The sequence below is a fragment of the Halalkalibacter oceani genome, from assembly GCF_040544555.1.
Classification (GTDB): domain Bacteria; phylum Bacillota; class Bacilli; order Bacillales; family Bacillaceae_D; genus Halalkalibacter; species Halalkalibacter oceani.
In genome coordinates this window covers 118,512-138,935 of the sequence record NZ_JBEPKD010000005.1, presented here as the reverse complement: position 1 = coordinate 138,935, position 20,424 = coordinate 118,512, and the positions used below count along the sequence as shown (strand labels likewise).

At 34.6% G+C, this 20,424-nt stretch carries 14 protein-coding genes; all 14 read right to left on the bottom strand.

Translation table 11 applies throughout. The annotated features are described in order from the left end of the window. Window positions 1-68: 68 nt before the first annotated feature. On the bottom strand, window positions 69-1,904 hold the full coding sequence (locus tag ABMB67_RS08490; protein ID WP_354571787.1) for a flagellin N-terminal helical domain-containing protein: 1,836 nt from the start codon (window positions 1,902-1,904) through the stop codon (window positions 69-71). Window positions 1,905-1,965: 61 nt separating this feature from the next. Further along, on the bottom strand, window positions 1,966-2,202 hold the full coding sequence (locus ABMB67_RS08485; protein WP_354571786.1) for a carbon storage regulator: 237 nt from the start codon (window positions 2,200-2,202) through the stop codon (window positions 1,966-1,968). Between the two features lie 106 nt (window positions 2,203-2,308). Beyond that, the gene (locus ABMB67_RS08480; protein WP_354571785.1) at window positions 2,309-4,039 is read right to left on the bottom strand and encodes a CBM96 family carbohydrate-binding protein; all 1,731 of its coding nucleotides are present in this window, start codon (window positions 4,037-4,039) and stop codon (window positions 2,309-2,311) included. Between the two features lie 18 nt (window positions 4,040-4,057). Further along, window positions 4,058-5,896, bottom strand: coding sequence for a hypothetical protein (locus ABMB67_RS08475; RefSeq protein WP_354571784.1), 1,839 nt, complete (start codon window positions 5,894-5,896; stop codon window positions 4,058-4,060). 21 nt (window positions 5,897-5,917) lie between these two features. Further along, on the bottom strand, window positions 5,918-6,430 hold the full coding sequence (locus ABMB67_RS08470; protein WP_354571783.1) for a hypothetical protein: 513 nt from the start codon (window positions 6,428-6,430) through the stop codon (window positions 5,918-5,920). 53 nt (window positions 6,431-6,483) lie between these two features. After that, window positions 6,484-6,957, bottom strand: a complete 474-nt coding sequence (locus tag ABMB67_RS08465; RefSeq protein ID WP_354571782.1) for a hypothetical protein — start codon at window positions 6,955-6,957, stop codon at window positions 6,484-6,486. An 18-nt stretch (window positions 6,958-6,975) separates the two neighbouring features. Beyond that, window positions 6,976-7,638, bottom strand: a complete 663-nt coding sequence (locus ABMB67_RS08460) for a hypothetical protein (RefSeq protein ID WP_354571781.1) — start codon at window positions 7,636-7,638, stop codon at window positions 6,976-6,978. 17 nt (window positions 7,639-7,655) lie between these two features. Further along, window positions 7,656-8,519: a hypothetical protein gene (locus tag ABMB67_RS08455; protein WP_354571780.1), complete on the bottom strand. Its 864-nt coding sequence runs from the start codon at window positions 8,517-8,519 to the stop codon at window positions 7,656-7,658. Window positions 8,520-8,534: 15 nt separating this feature from the next. Continuing rightward, window positions 8,535-8,912 (bottom strand): hypothetical protein, encoded by a 378-nt coding sequence (locus tag ABMB67_RS08450; RefSeq protein WP_354571779.1) that lies wholly within the window; start codon window positions 8,910-8,912, stop codon window positions 8,535-8,537. A gap of 10 nt (window positions 8,913-8,922) precedes the next feature. Beyond that, complete coding sequence (locus tag ABMB67_RS08445; protein WP_354571778.1) at window positions 8,923-10,173, bottom strand: hypothetical protein; 1,251 nt, start codon at window positions 10,171-10,173, stop codon at window positions 8,923-8,925. Continuing rightward, window positions 10,173-11,084: a hypothetical protein gene (locus tag ABMB67_RS08440; protein ID WP_354571777.1), complete on the bottom strand. Its 912-nt coding sequence runs from the start codon at window positions 11,082-11,084 to the stop codon at window positions 10,173-10,175. Before ABMB67_RS08440 ends, ABMB67_RS08445 begins: the two co-directional genes overlap by 1 nt. Window positions 11,085-11,124: 40 nt before the next feature. After that, on the bottom strand, window positions 11,125-13,101 hold the full coding sequence (locus tag ABMB67_RS08435) for a tail fiber protein (protein ID WP_354571776.1): 1,977 nt from the start codon (window positions 13,099-13,101) through the stop codon (window positions 11,125-11,127). A gap of 13 nt (window positions 13,102-13,114) precedes the next feature. Beyond that, a complete protein-coding gene (locus ABMB67_RS08430; RefSeq protein WP_354571775.1) occupies window positions 13,115-14,167 on the bottom strand; it encodes a hypothetical protein in 1,053 nt (350 codons plus the stop codon). A gap of 49 nt (window positions 14,168-14,216) precedes the next feature. Further along, complete coding sequence (locus tag ABMB67_RS08425; RefSeq protein ID WP_354571774.1) at window positions 14,217-20,378, bottom strand: phage tail tape measure protein; 6,162 nt, start codon at window positions 20,376-20,378, stop codon at window positions 14,217-14,219. Between the last annotated feature and the right edge of the window lie 46 nt (window positions 20,379-20,424).

The following is a 20,424-nucleotide window of genomic DNA, read 5'->3' as shown; positions in this document are numbered from 1 at the left end:
AATTCATTGTCACTGTGTTTAAAGAAAAACAAAAAGACACTCGTAATGAGTGTCTTTTGAAAAACATTTTATCCAAGTAATTGAAGAACCGCTTGTGGTGCTTGGTTCGCTTGTGCAAGCATAGCCTGAGAAGCTTGAGAAAGAATGTTGTTCTTAGTCATTTCCATTACTTCTCTCGCCATATCAACGTCACGCACACGGGATTCAGCGGCTTGAAGATTCTCAGAAGAGTTGTTCAAGTTAGAGATTGTATGCTCTAATCGGTTTTGAGTAGCACCTAGCATTGAACGTTCTGCTGATACTCGCTCAATTGCATCGTTAATAATTGTAACTGCCGCCGCCGCTGACTCATGGCTTTCCATTGACAAACCACGCTCTACTCCTGCGGCATTAGTACCGTCTGTCACATCATTACCAGATGTGAAAGTTGCTTGAACATAAAATTTATCTGCATCTAAGCCTTCTGCAACTGCATCATCACCAGTAATCATTGTACCAGCTTCAATTAATGACTCATGTCCTCTAGAGATCTCAACCCATTGAGTTGTATCACCAGTCGAACTTACACCAAGCGATTCAGAACGCATGTCATTAATCGCCAGTTTAAGTGCTTGGTTTTGATTTGCTCCAATTTGGAATGACAAAGAACGATCTTCAACAACTGCCGCTTCAACTTCTTCTTCTTTTGTTTCTACTTCAAAAGTATCTGTTTCAAGTGAGAATGATCCAGTAATGTTACCATCTCCATCAGTATCACCTGTAGCTGTAAAAGTAAAGGAAATTCCATCTGCATCATAATTAAGTGTATCACCAGCAGCTAGTGAAAAAGTTGTTTCCGATACTTGAGTTCCTCCTGCTAAAAGAGTGGCTGTAAAAGTGGCTGTAGCTTCATCCCATTCAATTTCAAAGCTATCAACACCCTCAAGCAATAAAGAACTGTCGCCATCAACATCAATATCTGACATTGTAGCTGAAGCATCCCCTGTTGTTCCACCAATAGTCAAAGGTGTCTTTTCTGCAACTGAACTATGTGTACCTGTTGCATCATTAGCATTAGCATCAGCGATAACATTCAAGTCGATAGTTACAGCATCACCGTCTTCCCAATTTTCAATATCTTCTTGGGTAAAGGAGAAACTAATGCCTTGATTATCGTATGAATATGTCTTTGTCGCAGGATCAAAAGCTACACTGTCGGCTGTGATTGCTAATGTACTCCCTGAACCATCAGTACCTTCGAAGTCTACTTTAAATGCATCTCCGTCTCTTGTAATTACTAGTTCATTTGTTTCTCCTGTATTAAGCGCCCCAAAATCAAACCCGTTGTCAGCTTGACCAGTAATACCAATTTCAAAGTCTGCGGAAGATGTACCTGACCAAGAAACAGGTTCATCACCTACTGCAATTGTTTGATCAATAGCCTTAACTACATTAGCCACTTCTCCGGGAGTCGTAATCGATGGGCTTACCTCATATGAAGAAGATAAGTCGCCATTCAAAAGTCTGCGTGTATTGAACTCTGTTGTGTTACCGACACGGTTGATTTCAGAAGTTAATTGGTTAATTTCCTTCTGAATTTCGTTACGGTCTACTTCAACATTTGTGTCGTTCGATGCTTGTGTAGCAAGCTCACGCATACGCTGAAGAATATTTTGTGTTTCTTGAAGCGCACCCTCAGCCGTTTGAATCATTGAAATACCATCTTGCGAGTTACGAGATGCTTGATCTAAACCTCTGATTTGCGCTCTCATTTTCTCAGAGATCGCTAGACCTGCCGCATCGTCTCCAGCACGGTTAATACGAAGACCAGAAGAAAGTTTCTCCATTGCCTTTTGTGCGCCGCCTTGATTAATACCCATTTGACGGTACGTGTTTAATGCTGGAATGTTGTTGTTGATAATCATACTTTTCTACCTCCGTGTGTTAGGGGTTTACCTCATCCGTGAGTCCCCAATTGATTTATTTTCAAACCTCCTCAATAGAAGAGGGTTTGAACAGTTTCTCATGAGTTTTTGCAAACTCATAAAGAGCCTTTGAAGAATTTTTATTCTTTGGATTATAAATTTCCTCCCTAACAATATTAATCTCCTTTGGAGCATCAATATCTAAGCGCAATAATCCATTTTCTTCAAAAACCTCAATTCTAATTAAATCTCCAATAATTATAGCTTCGCCTTCCTTGCGACCAATGACTAATCCCATTAGACATCCTCCATGATGTTTATATTTTAACTTACAGTAATTATATCGGACGAAGGTAGTAGATGTTTAATAGGAATTTAAAAATTTTTTATGCAACTATTCATGTTCACATAATATACACATATGCTCGACTTCTCCTACCGGATGAAACTCTAATGATTCCTTTCAACATGCTTATGTTTACAGGCATCACAGAGAGGCTTCCATCAAAACTTGCACTTTGTTGGAATAAAGGTATATCAATCATACCGTCAAATAACGAATTCCACATTTCTTGAACATCCAAAGTTCCATCAAATTGACTTTGATTTTCAAATAATGGAACATCTAACAACCCATTTATTTTTATAGTAGAAACTTGCCCAACTGTTAAGTTGCCATTAAAAGAATCTAACTCATCGAATAAAGGTATTATCACTTGACCTTGTAGATAATTTACGCTTTGCTTTTCAACTATAATTGTCCCTTGTAATATGCTTACATTTTCAAATAATGGAACATCTAATAATCCACTTATTTTTATTGTAGATACTTGCTCAACAGTTATATAGCCACTAAAGGATTGCAACTCATCAAATATGGGTATTATTACTTGACCTTGTAGATAATTTATTTCTTCTTTTTCTATTGTAATTGAGCCTTGTAGAGTGCTTACATCTTCAAATAATGGAATAGATAAATCACCATTTAAAAGTGATATTTCTTCTTTTTGTACAGTTAATGTTCCATTAAATAATCTTTCATTACTAAACAAAGGAATGCTTAAACTACCGTACAAATAATCCTCGTTAGTTTTTGAAACTCTAATTGTTCCATTAAAAAGACTTGTTTGCTCAAGCAGTGGAATATTTAGTACACCTTCGAGCTTTGATTCGATTGGTCTTTGAATAACGAACATGCTACCTGAAAAGCTTCTCAATCCATTATATTTAGGAACACTAATTATCCCATCTAATTTTTCTTCATTGTAAGAGCTATCGACTTCTAAATAGCCATTAAATTTATCTGTACTATCTTTTCGTACAACAATTTCACCATATATTTTTCTTACACGTAGAGTAGGGGGGATGTAATTATACTTATAATATAATTTTGGTGAGAGTTCATAACTTCCTTCCCTGCTTGGAGAGCGGGTGAAGCTACTAGTATTTATTTTAACGGCTAGAGCAAAGTTAAATGAGGATAACTTGTTGTAATCTTTTAACAAATTCCCAATTGGAATGTCAATCCATCCGATATAGTTCAAAGGGACATCAAATGATAACACATGCTCTACGTCAGGCTTATTGGAATCTGTAATAGCATCTTCAAACCAATGAGTAGAGGTCAAGTAGACTTCGCCTTGTGCCGGTTGTTGTAATGCTCTATTTAAATAAATTGATAAATGAGCATCTAACTCATTTTCAGGATAAAAAAGCTCAAACTGATTAGCACTAAAAGAATACTCAAGGAATACGGTACTGTCATTTGAAAAATACAGAATGCTATCTTGACCATAGTTAATATTAGGATGAGTTGAGAGTGTATAACTATCTTTTACTAAAATCCCATATTGTCTGTTCTCAGGAGTATCATATATATCAACTTCGCCAAACATAAAGTTGGTAACATCAATCATTATAGAACCATTAAATGAAGCAATTGATTCTCTTTTGACTGTAATTTCTCCATGTAATAGGTTATCTTTTGAAAATAATGGGATGTCCAACAATCCATCAATTTTATTGCTGCTATCTATTCTTACAGTCAGCGATCCTTGAATCAGATTAGTCCGAGTGCCAATTATATCAACTTCGCCAAACATCTCATTGTTTAGATTTAATTCATTTCCATCCACTTTTAACCTCCAATCAACCTAATTAACCTGACTGGCTTGTGCATTAATTTTAAATCTTGACCCCATTTTCCCTCTACCGATTTCAGTTTGGATAACAACATAAAAGTCTTTTGTGTCTCCATTATTTAATATCTCACTAATCAATAAAGAATCTTTGGGTATAAAAGGATCATTATTAAAATCTAATTTAATAAATGCATTGTCTGGCATTTCGTATCTGTCAGTAGTAATCACTGTATCCTCAATTGCATAATTGGAGAAATTTTTAAGTGTTATTCTTTTGACATCCGAAGTTTGACCAGCAATCAAGGTGTCTATATTTAGCATCTTCAATAAATCACCTTTGTCTGTAGTGTAATATTCTCCATTTTCATCCATAAATAATAATCCTTTATATCTTCCCATAATCATAAATTCTATAGATACTTCATCGTCTAAAGAATCTTTTGCTTCCACTTTAATAGTGTTCCAATCATCAATTTTTACATCAGATGATTCCCATTCATAGAAGAAAGTTCGTGGAGAAGGATGGAATGGCAAATAATCAAACTTCATTTCTTCATTAATATATACACGATAAGTAACATCATCACCATCATCATCATAAATTGTCCCTGAAACAGAAAAATCATTGTATGTATAGACAATATTAGGTGAAGAGTTAATGAAGGTAATATTCCCAATCCACTCAGAGATAGCTCCTCTTTGGTCTTTTACTTCAATTTTTATTAAATTCTCACCAACATTAAAATAAGGGTAGTTATATGATCGTGAAATTGATGTTTCACTAGATCTACTTTCCCAATCATTAGCGACATAATAATCTTCTTCTCCACTTTTCTTTATAAGCACTCTGTACTCGATTGCGTCTCCTTCATAATCCACAATATCCGCTGTAAGAGTGGCAAATTCATCATGAATAGGATCTGGAGTTATGGAAGCATTGAAGATGCACGGAGCTTGATTGCTATTATAATCAAATTCAGCAGATCTCATCATAATAATATAAGGATTTTCACTATATAATAATGCTTTGACGAATACTGTCTCAGTATGTATTTTATTACCAAACAACTCTCTGAACTCAACAGAAGTTAATGATTCAACTTCATCTTTAGTCATCTGATAATCAGTAACCCATTCTCCATTTAAATAACCTTTCCATTCCAATTCATCTTTAGAAAAAAGGTAGCTTATTTTGCTCTCAGCTAAAACATTTAGGTTTAATCCTACTTCTTCCTGACTTTCTATGATATCTAAAGAGCTGATATGTTTAAATTTATTTAAATCAATGTCAAATTTATAGATATCACCATTGTCTACTTCTTCTTTTATAGTAAAATCTTTATGGATAGAAATACGATTATCTTGATCGTCAATTGCATTAAACATTACGCTCTTTAATTTTGCTTTTCCTTCTGTTGGTATTTCCAGTTGAACTTCGCCTGACCCATCTAAAACAATTCCTTCACCAATACGCCATTCTACATCTCCAGAAATAGATAATGATTCATCATACTGAAAGCGTCTAAGATATGTAAACGTATCTCTATTTTCTCCGATAATATTATAAGTAAATTCAAAAACATCATTCTCTTTTTCGATTCTAGTAGTGACTTGATTATCACCAAAATCAAACTCGGAAATAGGAATGTAGAATGAAGTAGGGGAGGAGGCTATAATTGAGCCAGAGTCATCATAATTATTTACAATTACAGAATAATTAACATTATTCCATCCCTCGTCACTTTCATTTACTCCCGTTACTATAATGTCTGCAAGAATAGTCAAGTGGTCATCATTTTGCAGGTTCAAATTTGTTTTAGAGAATCTAATATTCTCAACACGAAGCGCCATTCTTATTCACCTCCCGATGAATTAAATATTAAAACTAAACTCTTTTCTTTCATGTAGATTTTCAAATAGCAGTTTTTTCTCATTCATTTTCCCATTAATAACTACATTAAAATCACACTCTAGTTTATTTACGGGCGTTAATCTCAATCTTACCTTTAATTGTTTATTAGCAAAGTCAGCCCAAAACAACACTTCTATATCTTTAAAGTCATTATTTTCAGTTTTAAAGCCAGTATAATAACCTATAATATTTGATTTGGTTTTTCCGTTATTGCTTAAGATATCAGTAATTTGAATCTTTTCTTTGTAGTTAATTATGTCATTTGTTTTCCCAATTAAACTGTCATCTAATAAAAAATGGACGTAATTTTGATTTATCTTGAAATATCCGTCCTTTATGTAGTGTGTAAAGGTAGTTCCGTTTCCAGTCATTCCAAATTTAATTAATTTATTTTTATTTATATCATTAAAATTATTTTTTTCTTCAGTTAGGCGTTCATTGTCATATTCTGCAAACCAATTCATCAATCTCAAAATAAATCCCCTCTCAATTATAAAAGGGTTGCAAAATATACAACCCTCATCAATTATGTATAAAAATATTTTACGGCTACGCTAAAGCCTTTCTGACCATGAGTTGCTCCAAAAGGAACAGCAAATTTTAAATCGACATCAGCAAAATTTCGAATGTTTGTATCTTCACCGTCATTAATGTCTCCAAAAATATCATAATTAGAAGTATCAGATTCGCTAGATCCAATATTCAACACTGTTTGATCGTCAATAGTAATAAATTCCGTATCCCCTAAACTTGCACATAAACCTTTGAGCCATCCTTCGGTTACAATTGGTTGAAGTTTAACTTCATTTTCATCTAAAATATACAATTCACAATCTTGCATTGTAGAAGCTAATTCTTCTCCGCCTTTATTGTTCCAAACTCTTAAAGGTAAAACTTCTGACTCTGTATCTGCCTTAACTGTTCCAACTGTCCAACCCTCGACACTTAGATCGATATTCGTTTCCCTGTTGTAAAATCCAACTACTGGTTCGATAGCCATTTACATCATACTCCTTATTTAATTTATTTTTATATGAGCGATTAAAGTCATATTTGTAACGTTTGCGTAATCACCACTGATTAGATTAATACGAAGTCTTTGATTATTGATGGGTTCATTAACATCAAATACCTTTGAAAACTCATCTAATTGAAGTTCCATTACATCAACATTTACCCAAGAAGTTCCCACTCGCTTTTGTAGAGAAAAGATTAGATTTGAAGTATTTGCTGACTCCAAACCCGTCGTTACATAAATTTTTTCGATTGTTCCCGCATAAAAAAATAGGTGCTCTGTATAAGGTTGAACTCCAGTCTCAAGTTCATCACCTAACATAAACACCATGTCTTTATATTGGGTTCCAGTTGAAATAAGCATATTATCTATTTCTTCTTTTGTATAATAATCACTTAAATCTATTTGATTGATAACTTGAGTCCATTTATTAATTACATGATCATAATAGCTAATTGTGTTATCTGATACATTTAAATACAATTTATCTTTTAATCCCGTTTCAGGTAACGACTCAGTAAAAATTAAATTTGTTATTTCTAGTTGATTATCTTCTTCAGAGGATGTAGCTATATATAATCTACCTTCATCTGTAAATGAAATAGTACCTGACTCTTCTGAAGCAGATAGGTTAGACTGCAATAAGGCTTTAAACTTTATATCCATTCATTTCCCTCCTTTCCTTATAAATGAAATTCCTCCCATGATGTTCTATTGCTTACTTCAGTTCTTAATTCATTTAATAACTCATCTGTCTCTTCACGGCTATATTTATCGAGGTCAGTAATGTCCGATTCCAAATGAGTATGTAATAGGGGAGCAGCGTTTCTAGATAATTCTAATGCGTGGTTAATTGCATCAACTAAATTATGAAAGTCATCATACTCCATTTGAGTAATGTCATTGAAGTCACCAATTAAGTCATAGACTTGCTGAAGTAAGTCGTCCACTTCTTTTACTGTGTATTTATCAAGATCTAAAATATCTGCTTCAACATGTGTGTGAACAAGATTTGCCTTATCATGAAGGAAATCATCAACTTCCTGACGACTATACTTATCTAGATCAGTAATGTCCTCTTCTTTATGTACATGAATTAAATTTGCCTTTTCATTAAGTAGGCTATCAGTTTCTAAACGAGTGTATTTATCTAAATCAACAATGTCGGATTCAGTGTGGGTGTGAACACCTTCAGCTTTACTATCCCAGTAATCCTGTTTTTCTTGCGTTACATGAATCTCATTGTTATTAGCATGTTCTATGAATTGAACTGAATCTAGCTTGTTATCAGTTGTGGTCTTTAATTCGTTGATTGCTAATACAATTGAAGCTTTTTGAGAAGTAGTTAATTGATTAAGTAGACCAACCTTATCTACAGACCAATCATCTGTGTTAGTTCCTGTGCTAATATATAATGACCTTGTACTCAAGTCATAATAAATCTCACCATCAATATCAGGTTTAACAAACCCAACAGGGGACACCGTACCTACCAAGATTCGTGAAAAATGAAGATCTTCACCCCTTAAATCTTTGTGAAAAGCCATTTAGTTACCTCCTTTCTATATTTTTAGCTCATTACCATTTCTATCTGTTACAACTTGCATATTTACGGTGTATATATTTTCATCTAATAGAAAACTTCGATTATCTTTTTTTCTCATGTAAGCTACTTTATCAAGAGGATTTCCGTTCTTAAACATAATGTGGCACTCATCGCCAATTTTCCAGTTAACATCAGGATTAGCTCTGATTACTTGGCTTTGACGTTGCCCATCAATATAAACTCTAAGCTTATTCGTTCCTAGTACTCGTTCTACTCTACCAAAGTGCTCAGTAGAATGAAGTTTCTGTTTTTTAATTTCATCTTTTACTAGCTCTTGAATTAAATCCACTATTTCTGATTGGAACATTAATTTATTTGTTTGATTGTTATCCATAATCCATCACCTAAATGAAGTCCCAGTCAGATATAACTAAATTTTCCTTTTTTGCCTCAATAGTCATCATCTGTGGAGTCAGAGGCATACTAATAGATTCAATTAAATATCTTCCCGTCACCCCAGAATTAACATCTTCAATTTCAATAATATCTCCAGTATCCAATAAAAAATGAGGGGAGAGCGTTAACTGTACTCTCTCTGTATAACCAAGTCGATTCATTAATTCATATTTTGCACGATTAATACAATCTTCTAGTGTTAACAATACTGGATCGGGACTCCCATTATTATGAAAATAACTATATCTGCCTATTCTCTGAACAGAGTAGGGGTTTCCTTCCCATAATGGCTCAGTTTCATTTACTTCTAAATCATAAAAATAACTAGCTGTTTCTGAGCTTCCGGCTAGAACACGTATATGATTTGCGATACTCTCTTCTGACAGGGTTCTAACCGTACCTGCATAATACCTTTCATTATCATCTCCATAATAAAATGTCCAAACTGAAGAAGAGTTCATCATATCATTAATATCAATTTTTCTTAGTCTTAAATATCCGTATTCATCATAAAAAATAGTGCAATTAGCGAGTTTAGCTAATTCTTCTAATGCATTGTAACGATTATCAGTTCCCTCAAAAGTCAGCTCATATGGGACTCTTGCATAATTTCGCTTATGAATTAATCCATCGGCATCAGTGTAAGTAAAATCTTCATCCTTATCTTCTAATTCATCAAAGTTAAATAGCGTTTCAGCTACTCCAAATTGACCTTGTGAGGCAATTGCTTTAATGGCATCTGTAATTAAAACACCTTCTTCTATGGTGTAATTATTTACAAATTTACCACGTTTATCAGTGAACAAAGCCATTTTATCGATTGCATTAATAGTGACTATTTTACCTTGAGGTGTATGTTGCTGCATTGGCTCAGAAATTAAATAGACACCTTGCGGAATGTAAATGACTTCTTTATTGCGATTCTCAAGACCAATATATAATTTCATTCTTTTATCCAGCCAAACTAACTTATCATCACCAAAATCAAAAATGTTATCACTGTTATCAAATGTTAATGAAAAAGATCTGCGAATAGGGCGGTTCTTATCTATTGATAAGAACCCTAAGTCATCAGTAGTAAGGTATTTTGTGAATTCGTCAATATAATTCATTTGTGAATCATAGAATTCTAATTTAATATGCATAAACACCTTAGAAGCGCTCATCGAAGAAAGAAAATCAGAAGGAGCAGAAATCACTAAGATTCACTCCTTTCAAGTCCACTATTATCTTCTAAAAATTGCTTGTAATCATAACTCTCCATTCCAGAAACGGTTAAAGTGTAGTAATCATAACCAGTATAAGCGTTTTGTGGAACTTCTCTTTGCGGGGAATGAATATCAGCAACGAACAATAAACCATCAGATCCCTTTATGATTAATGGTTTATGTTTATAAATCATATTATTTAAAAACCTTTCATACATTTGACCGCTTCTTTCCCATTCTTCAGGAATGAAGGCTCCCTGTAGCTGAAAAGTGTGGTAGCTTTCAGAGGTATAGAAAACACGTCTATATTTAGTCATTGTTTCCAGTTCAGTCCGACCTTGATTTAGCTGTAATGCAAATTGTAAAGAACTTTCTAATGATTGATTAAAGGCTACTACATGATTTTCATTTGGATTTCCTATTCCATCATGATCAATAAGATAATAACCAACAAAATCGCTAGTAATTTCAACTGAATTAGGTTTAGCTTCCAAACCATTCTCAGCTCTAGGTACGATAGAATAAATATAAGTTCTATTGCCTTGTGTATGATCTGTCCACACCATGCGCTCATCATTTTTAAATGGAATTACATCTAATACAGTATCAACTGTTTCTGTTATTTCCCTACGCTTAATGATGATGTCAACTATTTCTAAGCCGCTTGCAAAAATATTACCCATTTCTAGAGTATCTTTAAAAGTTCCAAGTAGCCGTGTGTCTAATTGCCATGTGTTTTTTTGAGAAGTGAATGGTACATCTACACGCTCTCTAATGTGAATCTCATCAAAAATAGCATGGTTCATTTCTCCATAATAAAAATCCCTTACTGGTGAAGTAGGGGATTCATATTCTGTGTTATATCCGTATGCAGAAAAACCTAATACTGGAATATGAATCACCTCCTTATTAACATCTTTAGATTTATTGAATTTTTTTAATTCAAACTAGATAAACTCCATTAATACGCATTCTCCAATAAGATCCACTACTGCTAGGTGGATCTTCATAGCCGAATTTAATATAATGACTACCATTTATATCTGAAACATCCAATATCATAAGTTGCATACTTCCAGTATATTCTTCAACGCTCCATTGCCTGATAAAGTCATTTACTCCAGTAGACTTGTTATCCGAAATAGAAATCATTCCAGCTCTACCCATTATAGTGCTATCTGTATTCATGTAGATAAAGATTGAATTTATTCCATTTAAATCTATTCTTTCTTTACTAACAACAGTACTAACTGGAACGTAATCATTGTGAATAGCTATGGAAAAACTTGTATCACTCATTGATATCGAGCCTACTCTGTGATATAGTCCCATTTCCCAGTATTCATTAACTATAGGAAGTTGATTTACATTATCTAATAGGACTCTACTCTTGGCATATTCTGTGGCTATTTGTTCAATTTTATTTGCTAGTTGAGTAAATGTATCGCTACCACTCGCTGGTACACCTTTTCCAGTAATGGCGGTAGCAATTTGATTTTTCCCATTACTGGCTGACGTAAAAGCTGCATCGGCACGATCCATAGCGGATTTTACTGCTTTAGATGTTGCACCTGTTTCAGATGAATCACTAGTAGTCGAGTCACTTAGTAAAACATGACCTCGCTGAGTAGTTGAAGCAAATGTATTAATATGATCTTCTAAATCTTGGTTCAAACTAGAGACATTATCATTAGTTTCATCTAGATTTACTTTTACTTCATTAATTGCGCCGACTATGTCATCTTTATATTCGGTTTCTAATTCTTGTAATGAACCAATTTTTATATCGCTATTCAACTGTTCATTACCAATCGAGCCATGTTCAATTAAAGTTCCATCGGAGTAGATAACTGTTTCATAAGCATTTTTAAATACCCAAAATGTAAATCTTGTACCTTCATCCCATGTACCATTTGTTTTTTGAATATATACGTTGCCATTTAGAGTGTAATGTACGCCTCTGGTTAATACGGTTGTATTTTGAGAAACAAGTAAAGTATCTGTTGAAGCGTTAAATTCAGGAATTTGTATGTAGACGACTGATTCCGTCTGATCAAGAGTGACCGAATTAGTACGCACAATTAGACGATGACTTGCTCCTTTAGATACGAATAATTCCCAAAAGTTCTCATCTGTAGGAACATTGCCAATTGATTGTGAGGTACATTTATAAACAGAACCCAAATACTCAACGGCATGATTAGTTTCATAAATATAGGAAGGGTCATAAGCCCCTTTAAATACCAAATCAATACCATCATCGCCTTTTTCACCCGAATCACCTTGTAACCCCTTTTTAGCAATCAATTGCCAATAAGTAGAGTTTGTTGGTAAATTTCCAAGTGTATCTTGTTTAGCCATATATGTTTGATCCATATATTGAACAGTATTCCATTTGTAATATTGAGTAGAATTTACATAAGCTCCACGATCCCTAAATTCATTAAGTGTTGCATTCCATTCATCTTGTTTTTCCTTCAAATAACCCACAATTTCACTCAATAAAAACATCTGCAAGTTTTGAACAGCTTCTTGAATTTTATTGATATCCTGTGGTAAAAGTAGCTTATTTCTAATTTCTCCTGTTAACTGATCTAGTTCATCATCTAGTTCAGGAGTCCTACTTGTCATAGCAGATAATTCAAAATACCTCTGAACTTTTGGTTTATCACTATTCGTTATTGTTGACTGTAAATTAAATGTATCTACACTATTAGGGAATTGAGAGCCATCGTTGAGTATTGCCCAATAGTCTGTATCTGCATTGATATTTGGAGTTTGAGGATCACTTGAGCTGTTCTGATTCAAACAAAAAAAGATTCTCCGTGAAGAATCTTCGTCTGGTCTATATAAAACTACATCATATCTTTCATAGTCATAAGAGGAATTATAGTTACCTCTAAAATTATAAGGAACCATTTTTCATCTCCTTTCAATCTAAGGCTAATGCCTTAAAATCAACATCATTATTTATTTGTCTAAACTCAACGTAATATCGCTTATTTCTTTCTACTTTATTACTTGCCCAGAAGGTGCGAAGTCCAGATAAAAACTTGATTTTATATAGGAAAAAGCACTCATAAATATCATTATATTGCAATCTGAATTCTCCAGTTTGCCCACGTAAAATTAATAAATTTTGCTTATGTGTAGGCTTCTCTAGCCATAAGCTAACTGTTCCATTTTTGTCTAATCGAAATCCCTCATCAAAATAAATTCCACAGCTATCACGCAAATCTAACATTTTATTATTTATATCATTAGGATCATCCAGAAATATCATTTCTTCATCTTCGCATATGGGCTTAGCTATAATCTGTAGAACATTCCAACTTAAGCGAACAGCAGCTAATTCGGGTATATTCTCTGCTACAGGTAATATGTTAATGGTCGGTTGACCATATAAAACATTAAACTGTATTTTCCCACTTGCGCCAATTAATCCGTAATTGCTGGTTGCCTGAAATTCAATATAATATGTACTATCACTTTGTAAACCAGTGAACAAGTGTTGCAAAGGTAGTCCGGTTAAGATAGGGGAGGAGTTAATCAATACCTCTGCTGAATTATAGAGAAAAGCCTGATAGGAGCGCATTGACACTCCTTCAATTTGAGAATATTCAGCTTCGAAAAGAGCAGATGCATTATTGATAATACCAGTTGTAGTAATATTAACCGTTGGCTTTGTGGATGCTCTGAATACTTCCGCATATGATGAAGCAGTAGAACCATTTTCAGCCCACACTTGAATTTGGATTTTATATTCATAACCGTTCGCTATTGATCCGGCAGCTAAAGTATAGTTCTGATTGTAACTATTTGTTTGGGGGAGTGACCATACTAAATTGTCTGTATCATTTCTATAGATGTTAATGGCAAAACTTGTTTGAATTGCTCCTGACACTTGCCAAGTAATCCGTCGAGATTCGTTAAAATCAAAATTTCCACCTTTTAAGTTAATATTAAAAGGTTTATTAATATTCATTCTTTCACCTCTTTCAAAAAGAGAAAAGGGGTGTTAACCACCCCTGAACTTAACCTTTATTTGTATTTACAAAAGTACGAATACCTTGAAGCATATCGTATGGATTATCCGCTTTTACTAAGATGTCTTTATGAATATGGTAATGAGTTTCAGTTGTTTGTGGTTGTAAACTTAAATTAGGTGTAACCTTACTCATTAGATTTCTCATGTTAGGAAGAGCGTATTTGGTAAGATTTTCTTCAGGAGAGAATAATTCATTTTTCAATGCTAAAATTGCTTGCTCATCTGCATTAGCATTCATGAGGGTATTCATCAATTGTGTGACTTTATTTGGCTTTCCACCCTCGACAATGCCGCCATCATGTTTTTTAGTGATTTTATCTCTGATTGAGCCAATAGCGCCGCCGATTGCTCCACCAACAGCGCCACCTGCTCCTCCTCCTACAAAACCACCTATAACTCTTCCGATGGTACTTCCAGTTTTAGAACTGCTACTTCCGCTACTACCACTCTTTTGTTTTGGAGGCTCCGGAACTTGAACTTCAAATAATTGATTGTATAAATCCTTTATTTTATTGACTTCTTCAGCCACTTCCAACCCAAAGTCCTTCATCTCTTCTAATGCAGATCCATACCAGCTATTCATTAATTCAGAATAGGTCATTGTTCCTTCTCTGACGGATTCAATAATGTCATCCCAATTCTTTCTTGTGTCTTCGAGATGTTGGTCTTGTAATGATTTAAGCTGAGCCATTTTATCTCTAGTGTTTGCAACTAAAGCATTGTATAAAGTGTTTAAAGCATTGCGTTGAAGATTGATGTCATTTATTTCTGCCCTGTGAATTTCTCTCGTTTTGTTTAGCTTTTCTTGGAGTTCATTAATTTCATCTTGACGGGCTTTTTTAATATCTTCACGCTCGTATTGCTCAAGCATCTCGTCACGTTGTTTGACTAATTCATTGTAGCGACCTCTGTCATAGGTAAGGATGACATTTCCTTCTGCGTCAATATACTCAAAACGTCTATCGTTATACACTTTATCCATTTCTTCTTCTAGATCACGTAATCGTTTGAGTCTATCTTCTTTTTGATATTGTTCATCTAATTGCTCTATTTCTTTTTGTCTGAGATCTATTTGATTTTGAAGAGAATCTTCAATTTTCTTCTGTTCAAGCTCTCTTTGACGAATTCTCTGATCGATAAGTTCAATTTCATCTTTAATTTGATTGGCATATTGAGATTGCGAGCGAATCATTTTCTCTAATTCAGACTGATTATTAGATGTGGAATTAGCCATTTTTTCAATGGCGTTTGCCATATCAAGAATTGATTTTCTCGTTTGATCGAGATTTTTATATACTCCAGATGCAGATTCTACAAACATGGCGTTTTTCTTAAATTGACCATCAATTCGCTCTAGTTCGTAAATAATCTCATTGATGCTGTGCTTAAATTCATTAGCATTAAATATATCCTCTGGTTTAATTAATGATTCTAGAGTTTTATTTAGTTCATCATACTTATTTTTCAAAGTATCTAAATATTGAGTTTGCTGTTTAGTTAATTGATCTGCAATTTGATTTTGAATATATTCTCTTGTGTTTAGAAGAGTGAGTTGAAATTCTTTTTGTCTAATAACTGAAGTTCTTATCATTTCATTATATTCTTCTTGCTTCTGTATAGATAAATCTTTAGTTCTTAAAAGTTCAAGAAGGGTTTGTTGTAATTCTTTTTCTTTATTGATTTGCTCCGTTGTTATACTCGCTTGCTTGCTCAGTTCAAGCATGTAATCTTTTGAGCCTTCTTTGTATAAAGCCATTGTCTTTGTTGATAAGTCATATTGGTAAGAGAGTTTATCTAATTCTCGATTATATTCACCAATGACACTCTCTGCAAAAAGTTCATCTATTTCTTTGATTAAACGAGATTGTTCTTCGATTTCTAAGTTCGTATCCGACAACGCTTGTTTAAATTGATTAATTGAAGCTTCAGTTAATTTTCCTGATTCAATCGCTTTAGTATATTCTTCTTTAATTCGATTCATAAGACGAAGAGCTTCATTTTCGTGTTTAAGTCGATCATCTAACATTTCACGATATTCAGGAGAGTAGGGATCTAATTTGTTTAATTCATTTTCAACGTGTTGAAGGGATCGGTTTTGCTGTTCAATTAATCCTTGTAGCTGAGTAACTTTTTCTTCAGTGCGTGTGGCATTACGTTCAGCTTGCTCTATGGTTATACCTTGTCTGCGTAGTCGAGTTTCATCACGAAGTACGGCAAAATCATATCTACCTTGTTCAGAAATATCTGTTCTGTTTGAGTATTGTCCAGCCTTATACTGGATTTCATTTAATTCCTTATCAATTAAGCTTTGAAGGTAGTTAATTTGATTTAATGCTTGGTTGCGGGCTGCTGAGCCTTCTGGATTTTGGTCGATAATGTTCTGCTGTTCTTGAATTGAACGCTCTAATCTTTCTATTGAACGATTGTGATTTTCAATTAAACCATTTAAATAATCTTCTTGAATTTTTTGCTGCTGCAAATATAGCTGATGTTCTTGAACTTTTAAATCTTCAATTGTTTGGGCTTGATTAGCAAGACCTTGTTGATATTGGGCAAAATCGCCTCCGCCTTGTGCTATTTGCTGAAGAACGGGTAAAGGGTTGACGGCTTTACCATTTTGCAAATATTCAAGATGAAGATGAGCACCTGAAGAGCGTCCAGTGTTTCCTAATTTACCTATTTGCTGACCACCTTGTACTTGTTGACCAACTTTTAAACTAGGCATTTCCATAAGGTGGAAATATTTAGTTACTGAACCATCCATATGCTCTAACGTAATATAATAGCCAGCTCCATCTTTTTGATAACCAACTGATTTGACAACTCCACCCATAAGAGCCTTAATTGGATCGCCTTGTTTACCTCTTTCCATTGGGGCGAGATCAATTCCATTGTGCATACGTCCATTACGCATACCAAACTGAGAAGTTTGACGGAAATTATTAAGATAATATGAGGCTACATCATTAGAGACTCCGCTTGTAGAGGATGAATTATTATTAAATTTACCGTATTCATTTAAGACTTTTGGAATGTAATTTCGAGTTTCCTTAAACGGTATATTACCCCATTGACCATTATTAACCCATTTCTGAACATTGCCGGGACCCGCATTGTAAGCAGCTAATGCTTTTTCGATATCTCCGCTAAATCTTTCAAGTTGCTGTGCGAGGTATTTAGTTCCTGCCATAATGTTTTGTTCAGGATCATTTATGTTGGTAACTCCAAGTTCTCTAGCGGTAGCAGGCATTAATTGCATTAATCCCTGTGCTCCGGCAGAGGAACGGGCATTTGAATTGAAATTAGATTCTGTTTGAATGACAGCCGCAATTAGATTTGGATCAATTCCGTATTGTGCAGCGGCTTTATTAATATAAGTAGCGTATTGACCGCTATAAGACGATGAAGACGATCCACCATTCATCGAAGAAGAATTTACTACTCCTGATTGTTGAACGATTCCTGCATTTTGTAGTTTTTCTAATTCCGCCCTCTGATTAGCTAATTCTTCTCTTAGTTTTTGAGTGAGGTTGATTTCTTCCTGCTTAGCTTTTAACCATCTTTGAGATCCCTTTAGTAAGTTATTTTGAGCGTTTTGCTGTCTGGTTAGTTCACGATTAAGAGCCTTGATTGCTTCTTCTCGCTTATTAGCTAAATAAATTGAGTCTTTTTGAGATTTATTATTTTTGTCGTTTGCTTCAGTATTCTTATGATAAGATTCAGCTAAATCATTTACTGCATAGTCGAGGTAAGTGTATGAATTAGTTGCTTCCTCATTTTCTTTTTTTAAGTCACTTAGAATAGTGTGCTGCTCTTGGAAGGCAGTATTTAAATCGTAAATGACTCCACTAATGCGAGTGATTTCATTAGAGAGTCTTTCTTGTTCGCTTCGGTCAGTCGTGTTAGACAATGCATTTCTTAGACTAGTAATTTGAGCGTTATAACTTCTGATTTGAGCTAGAGTCCGCGCTCCCATTGCGTCGATTTCTTTTTGCATCTCTGCAATTCGCTTCTCAGTTTCTTCGATGGTTGCTCTAGTCATTTCTTTTTGATCACGAATTGCTTGCATACGTTGCTGCTTAGAAGCTGTTATAAATTCAAGCATCTTATCTGTCGATAAGCCAGTTACTTTGATGAAGTCTGGGTAAGCTTCGATTAGCTTATCTAGACTTGATTGAGAAAGCTTACCGTCGGTGATTAATTCCTTGTGAGCAGAGGAGAGGATGTCGAGTTCATCTGATGTGGCTGATGCCAGTGCCATGTAATCGGATAGGGTAGGGTTAGTTTTTTCGGCTATGTATTGAGTGAGTTCTTCGAAGGATTTTTCAGTGAGATCGATGGATTCGGATTGGGAGTCTAAAGTGTCAGTTAATTCCTGCATAACCCCATCGACTTCAATATAAAGAGGAATACCTTCTTCTATAACTTCATTGTATTCTTTCGTAGTTTTTACAGGAATTGTTCCTTCTAAATCACGAAATACACCAAGATCAACCATTTCTTGTACATGAGCAGTTTCCTCAACAGCTCTATTTAACGCACTAATAGCTGATTCTGCATCATCAGATGAGAACCCTGCATTTTTTAAAGCATCTGTCCAATCACTAAAATCTTTTGTCCCATTTTGAAGATTAACTGACATGTGGGAGAGGATTTGCAACTGCTCTTGAGAAAAAGTTTTTAGTTGATCGGTTGAAAATGCTTCACCGAAAGATTTGCGAATAGAGGAGAGGGTTTTAGTGAATTTAATTAATTCATCATTATTTAAATCAATGCCATCGAATCCATTCTTTTTGATCTCAGATATCCAGTCAAAATCCAGATTACTTAAGTTAGAAGCATCTTCAACAGTATCGGCAACTGTTTGACCTATTTGCTTATTAAGATTTAGAATTTTCTGCTCTGCTTCAATGATTTTTTGTTTTGTAGCAAATAATTGCAGTTGATTCCATTCAATGTCGAAAGCAGAGGCAGTATTGTCATTTTGCAATCTAGAAATTTCTTCTTCGTAAAAAATTACATGCTTTTTCAATTTATCAATATTATTAATTTCTTTATCGATATCTAATTGCAGACTATTAATGTTTGAATCTAAATTCAGTCTATTCTGCTCTTTCTCCAGTTCAATTTTTTCTTTTAATAGGTCAATTTCCTGTTGTAGTAAATCAGAGCTTTCAATCAGCTTGTTCCCTTTTTCATCTAATCCACTAGCTACAGTAGGTAGTATTTCTGCTAATTGATTCTGTAGACTTACAAATTCCTCTTCCTGTTCATTTGTTAAACCAGTTGTTTGCTTTAATTTTTCAAGTTCTTGGAACCTATTTGCAAGTTCATCAACTGTGTCACCTTGACTTCTAATTGCCTCGGTGGACTTATTCATTTCTTGCTCTAGCTGCCTTACTTCTTCTCTATTCTTCATGTAAGCTGAGAAGAGCTTTTCTAATGCAAAGCTACCAAGCATTATCAGAGCAACAGGCGGTAAGGCTCCAATCATGAAACGTCCCATAGTTGCTAAAGCTGCACCAGTTGCTGTTGCACTTGCACCTACACCTGAAATTATACCTCTAAGTGTAGTTAGCGTTCCCGCTTGAGCTGCGGCGGTCGTTATATTGGTTCTCATTGAAGAATTAAGTGCTACAGTTGCCACTGTTGCCGCACCAAGAGCTGGAGGCAGAAAACCAATTACACTAATGATATCTGAACTAGAAGATAAAATTGTAGCCATAGTTTCTGAAAATGCTACAATACCATCAGACAGAAAAGCGTCTCCGACAGTAATAGCCATTTCAGTCCACGAATTTTTAAATCTGTTTATGCGGGCTTCTAATGATTGTAAGTATTGTTCATTCTCCCTCATTCCAGATCCTGCGGAATTCATGGCTGTGTTAGTAGCTTCGATGGCTCTAGAATGGTTATTCATCAAAACCAAGAAGCGCGAGAGCTGATATCTGCCGGCAATTTGAAGCGCAATAGATTGCTGTTGTTGAGAGTTCAAGGAACTCCATTTACTGCCTAATTCATCTAATATATTTGCTACTGGACGAACATCGCCCTCCATATTATGTACAGCTATACCAACTGAGTTTAATGCATCAATTGAACCATCCATTGTGGTGATTCTGGAAAATATTGTTTTAAGACTGTTCAAGCTGTTACTTTCACCTAGTTTAAAGGTTACTGACCAAATACTATAT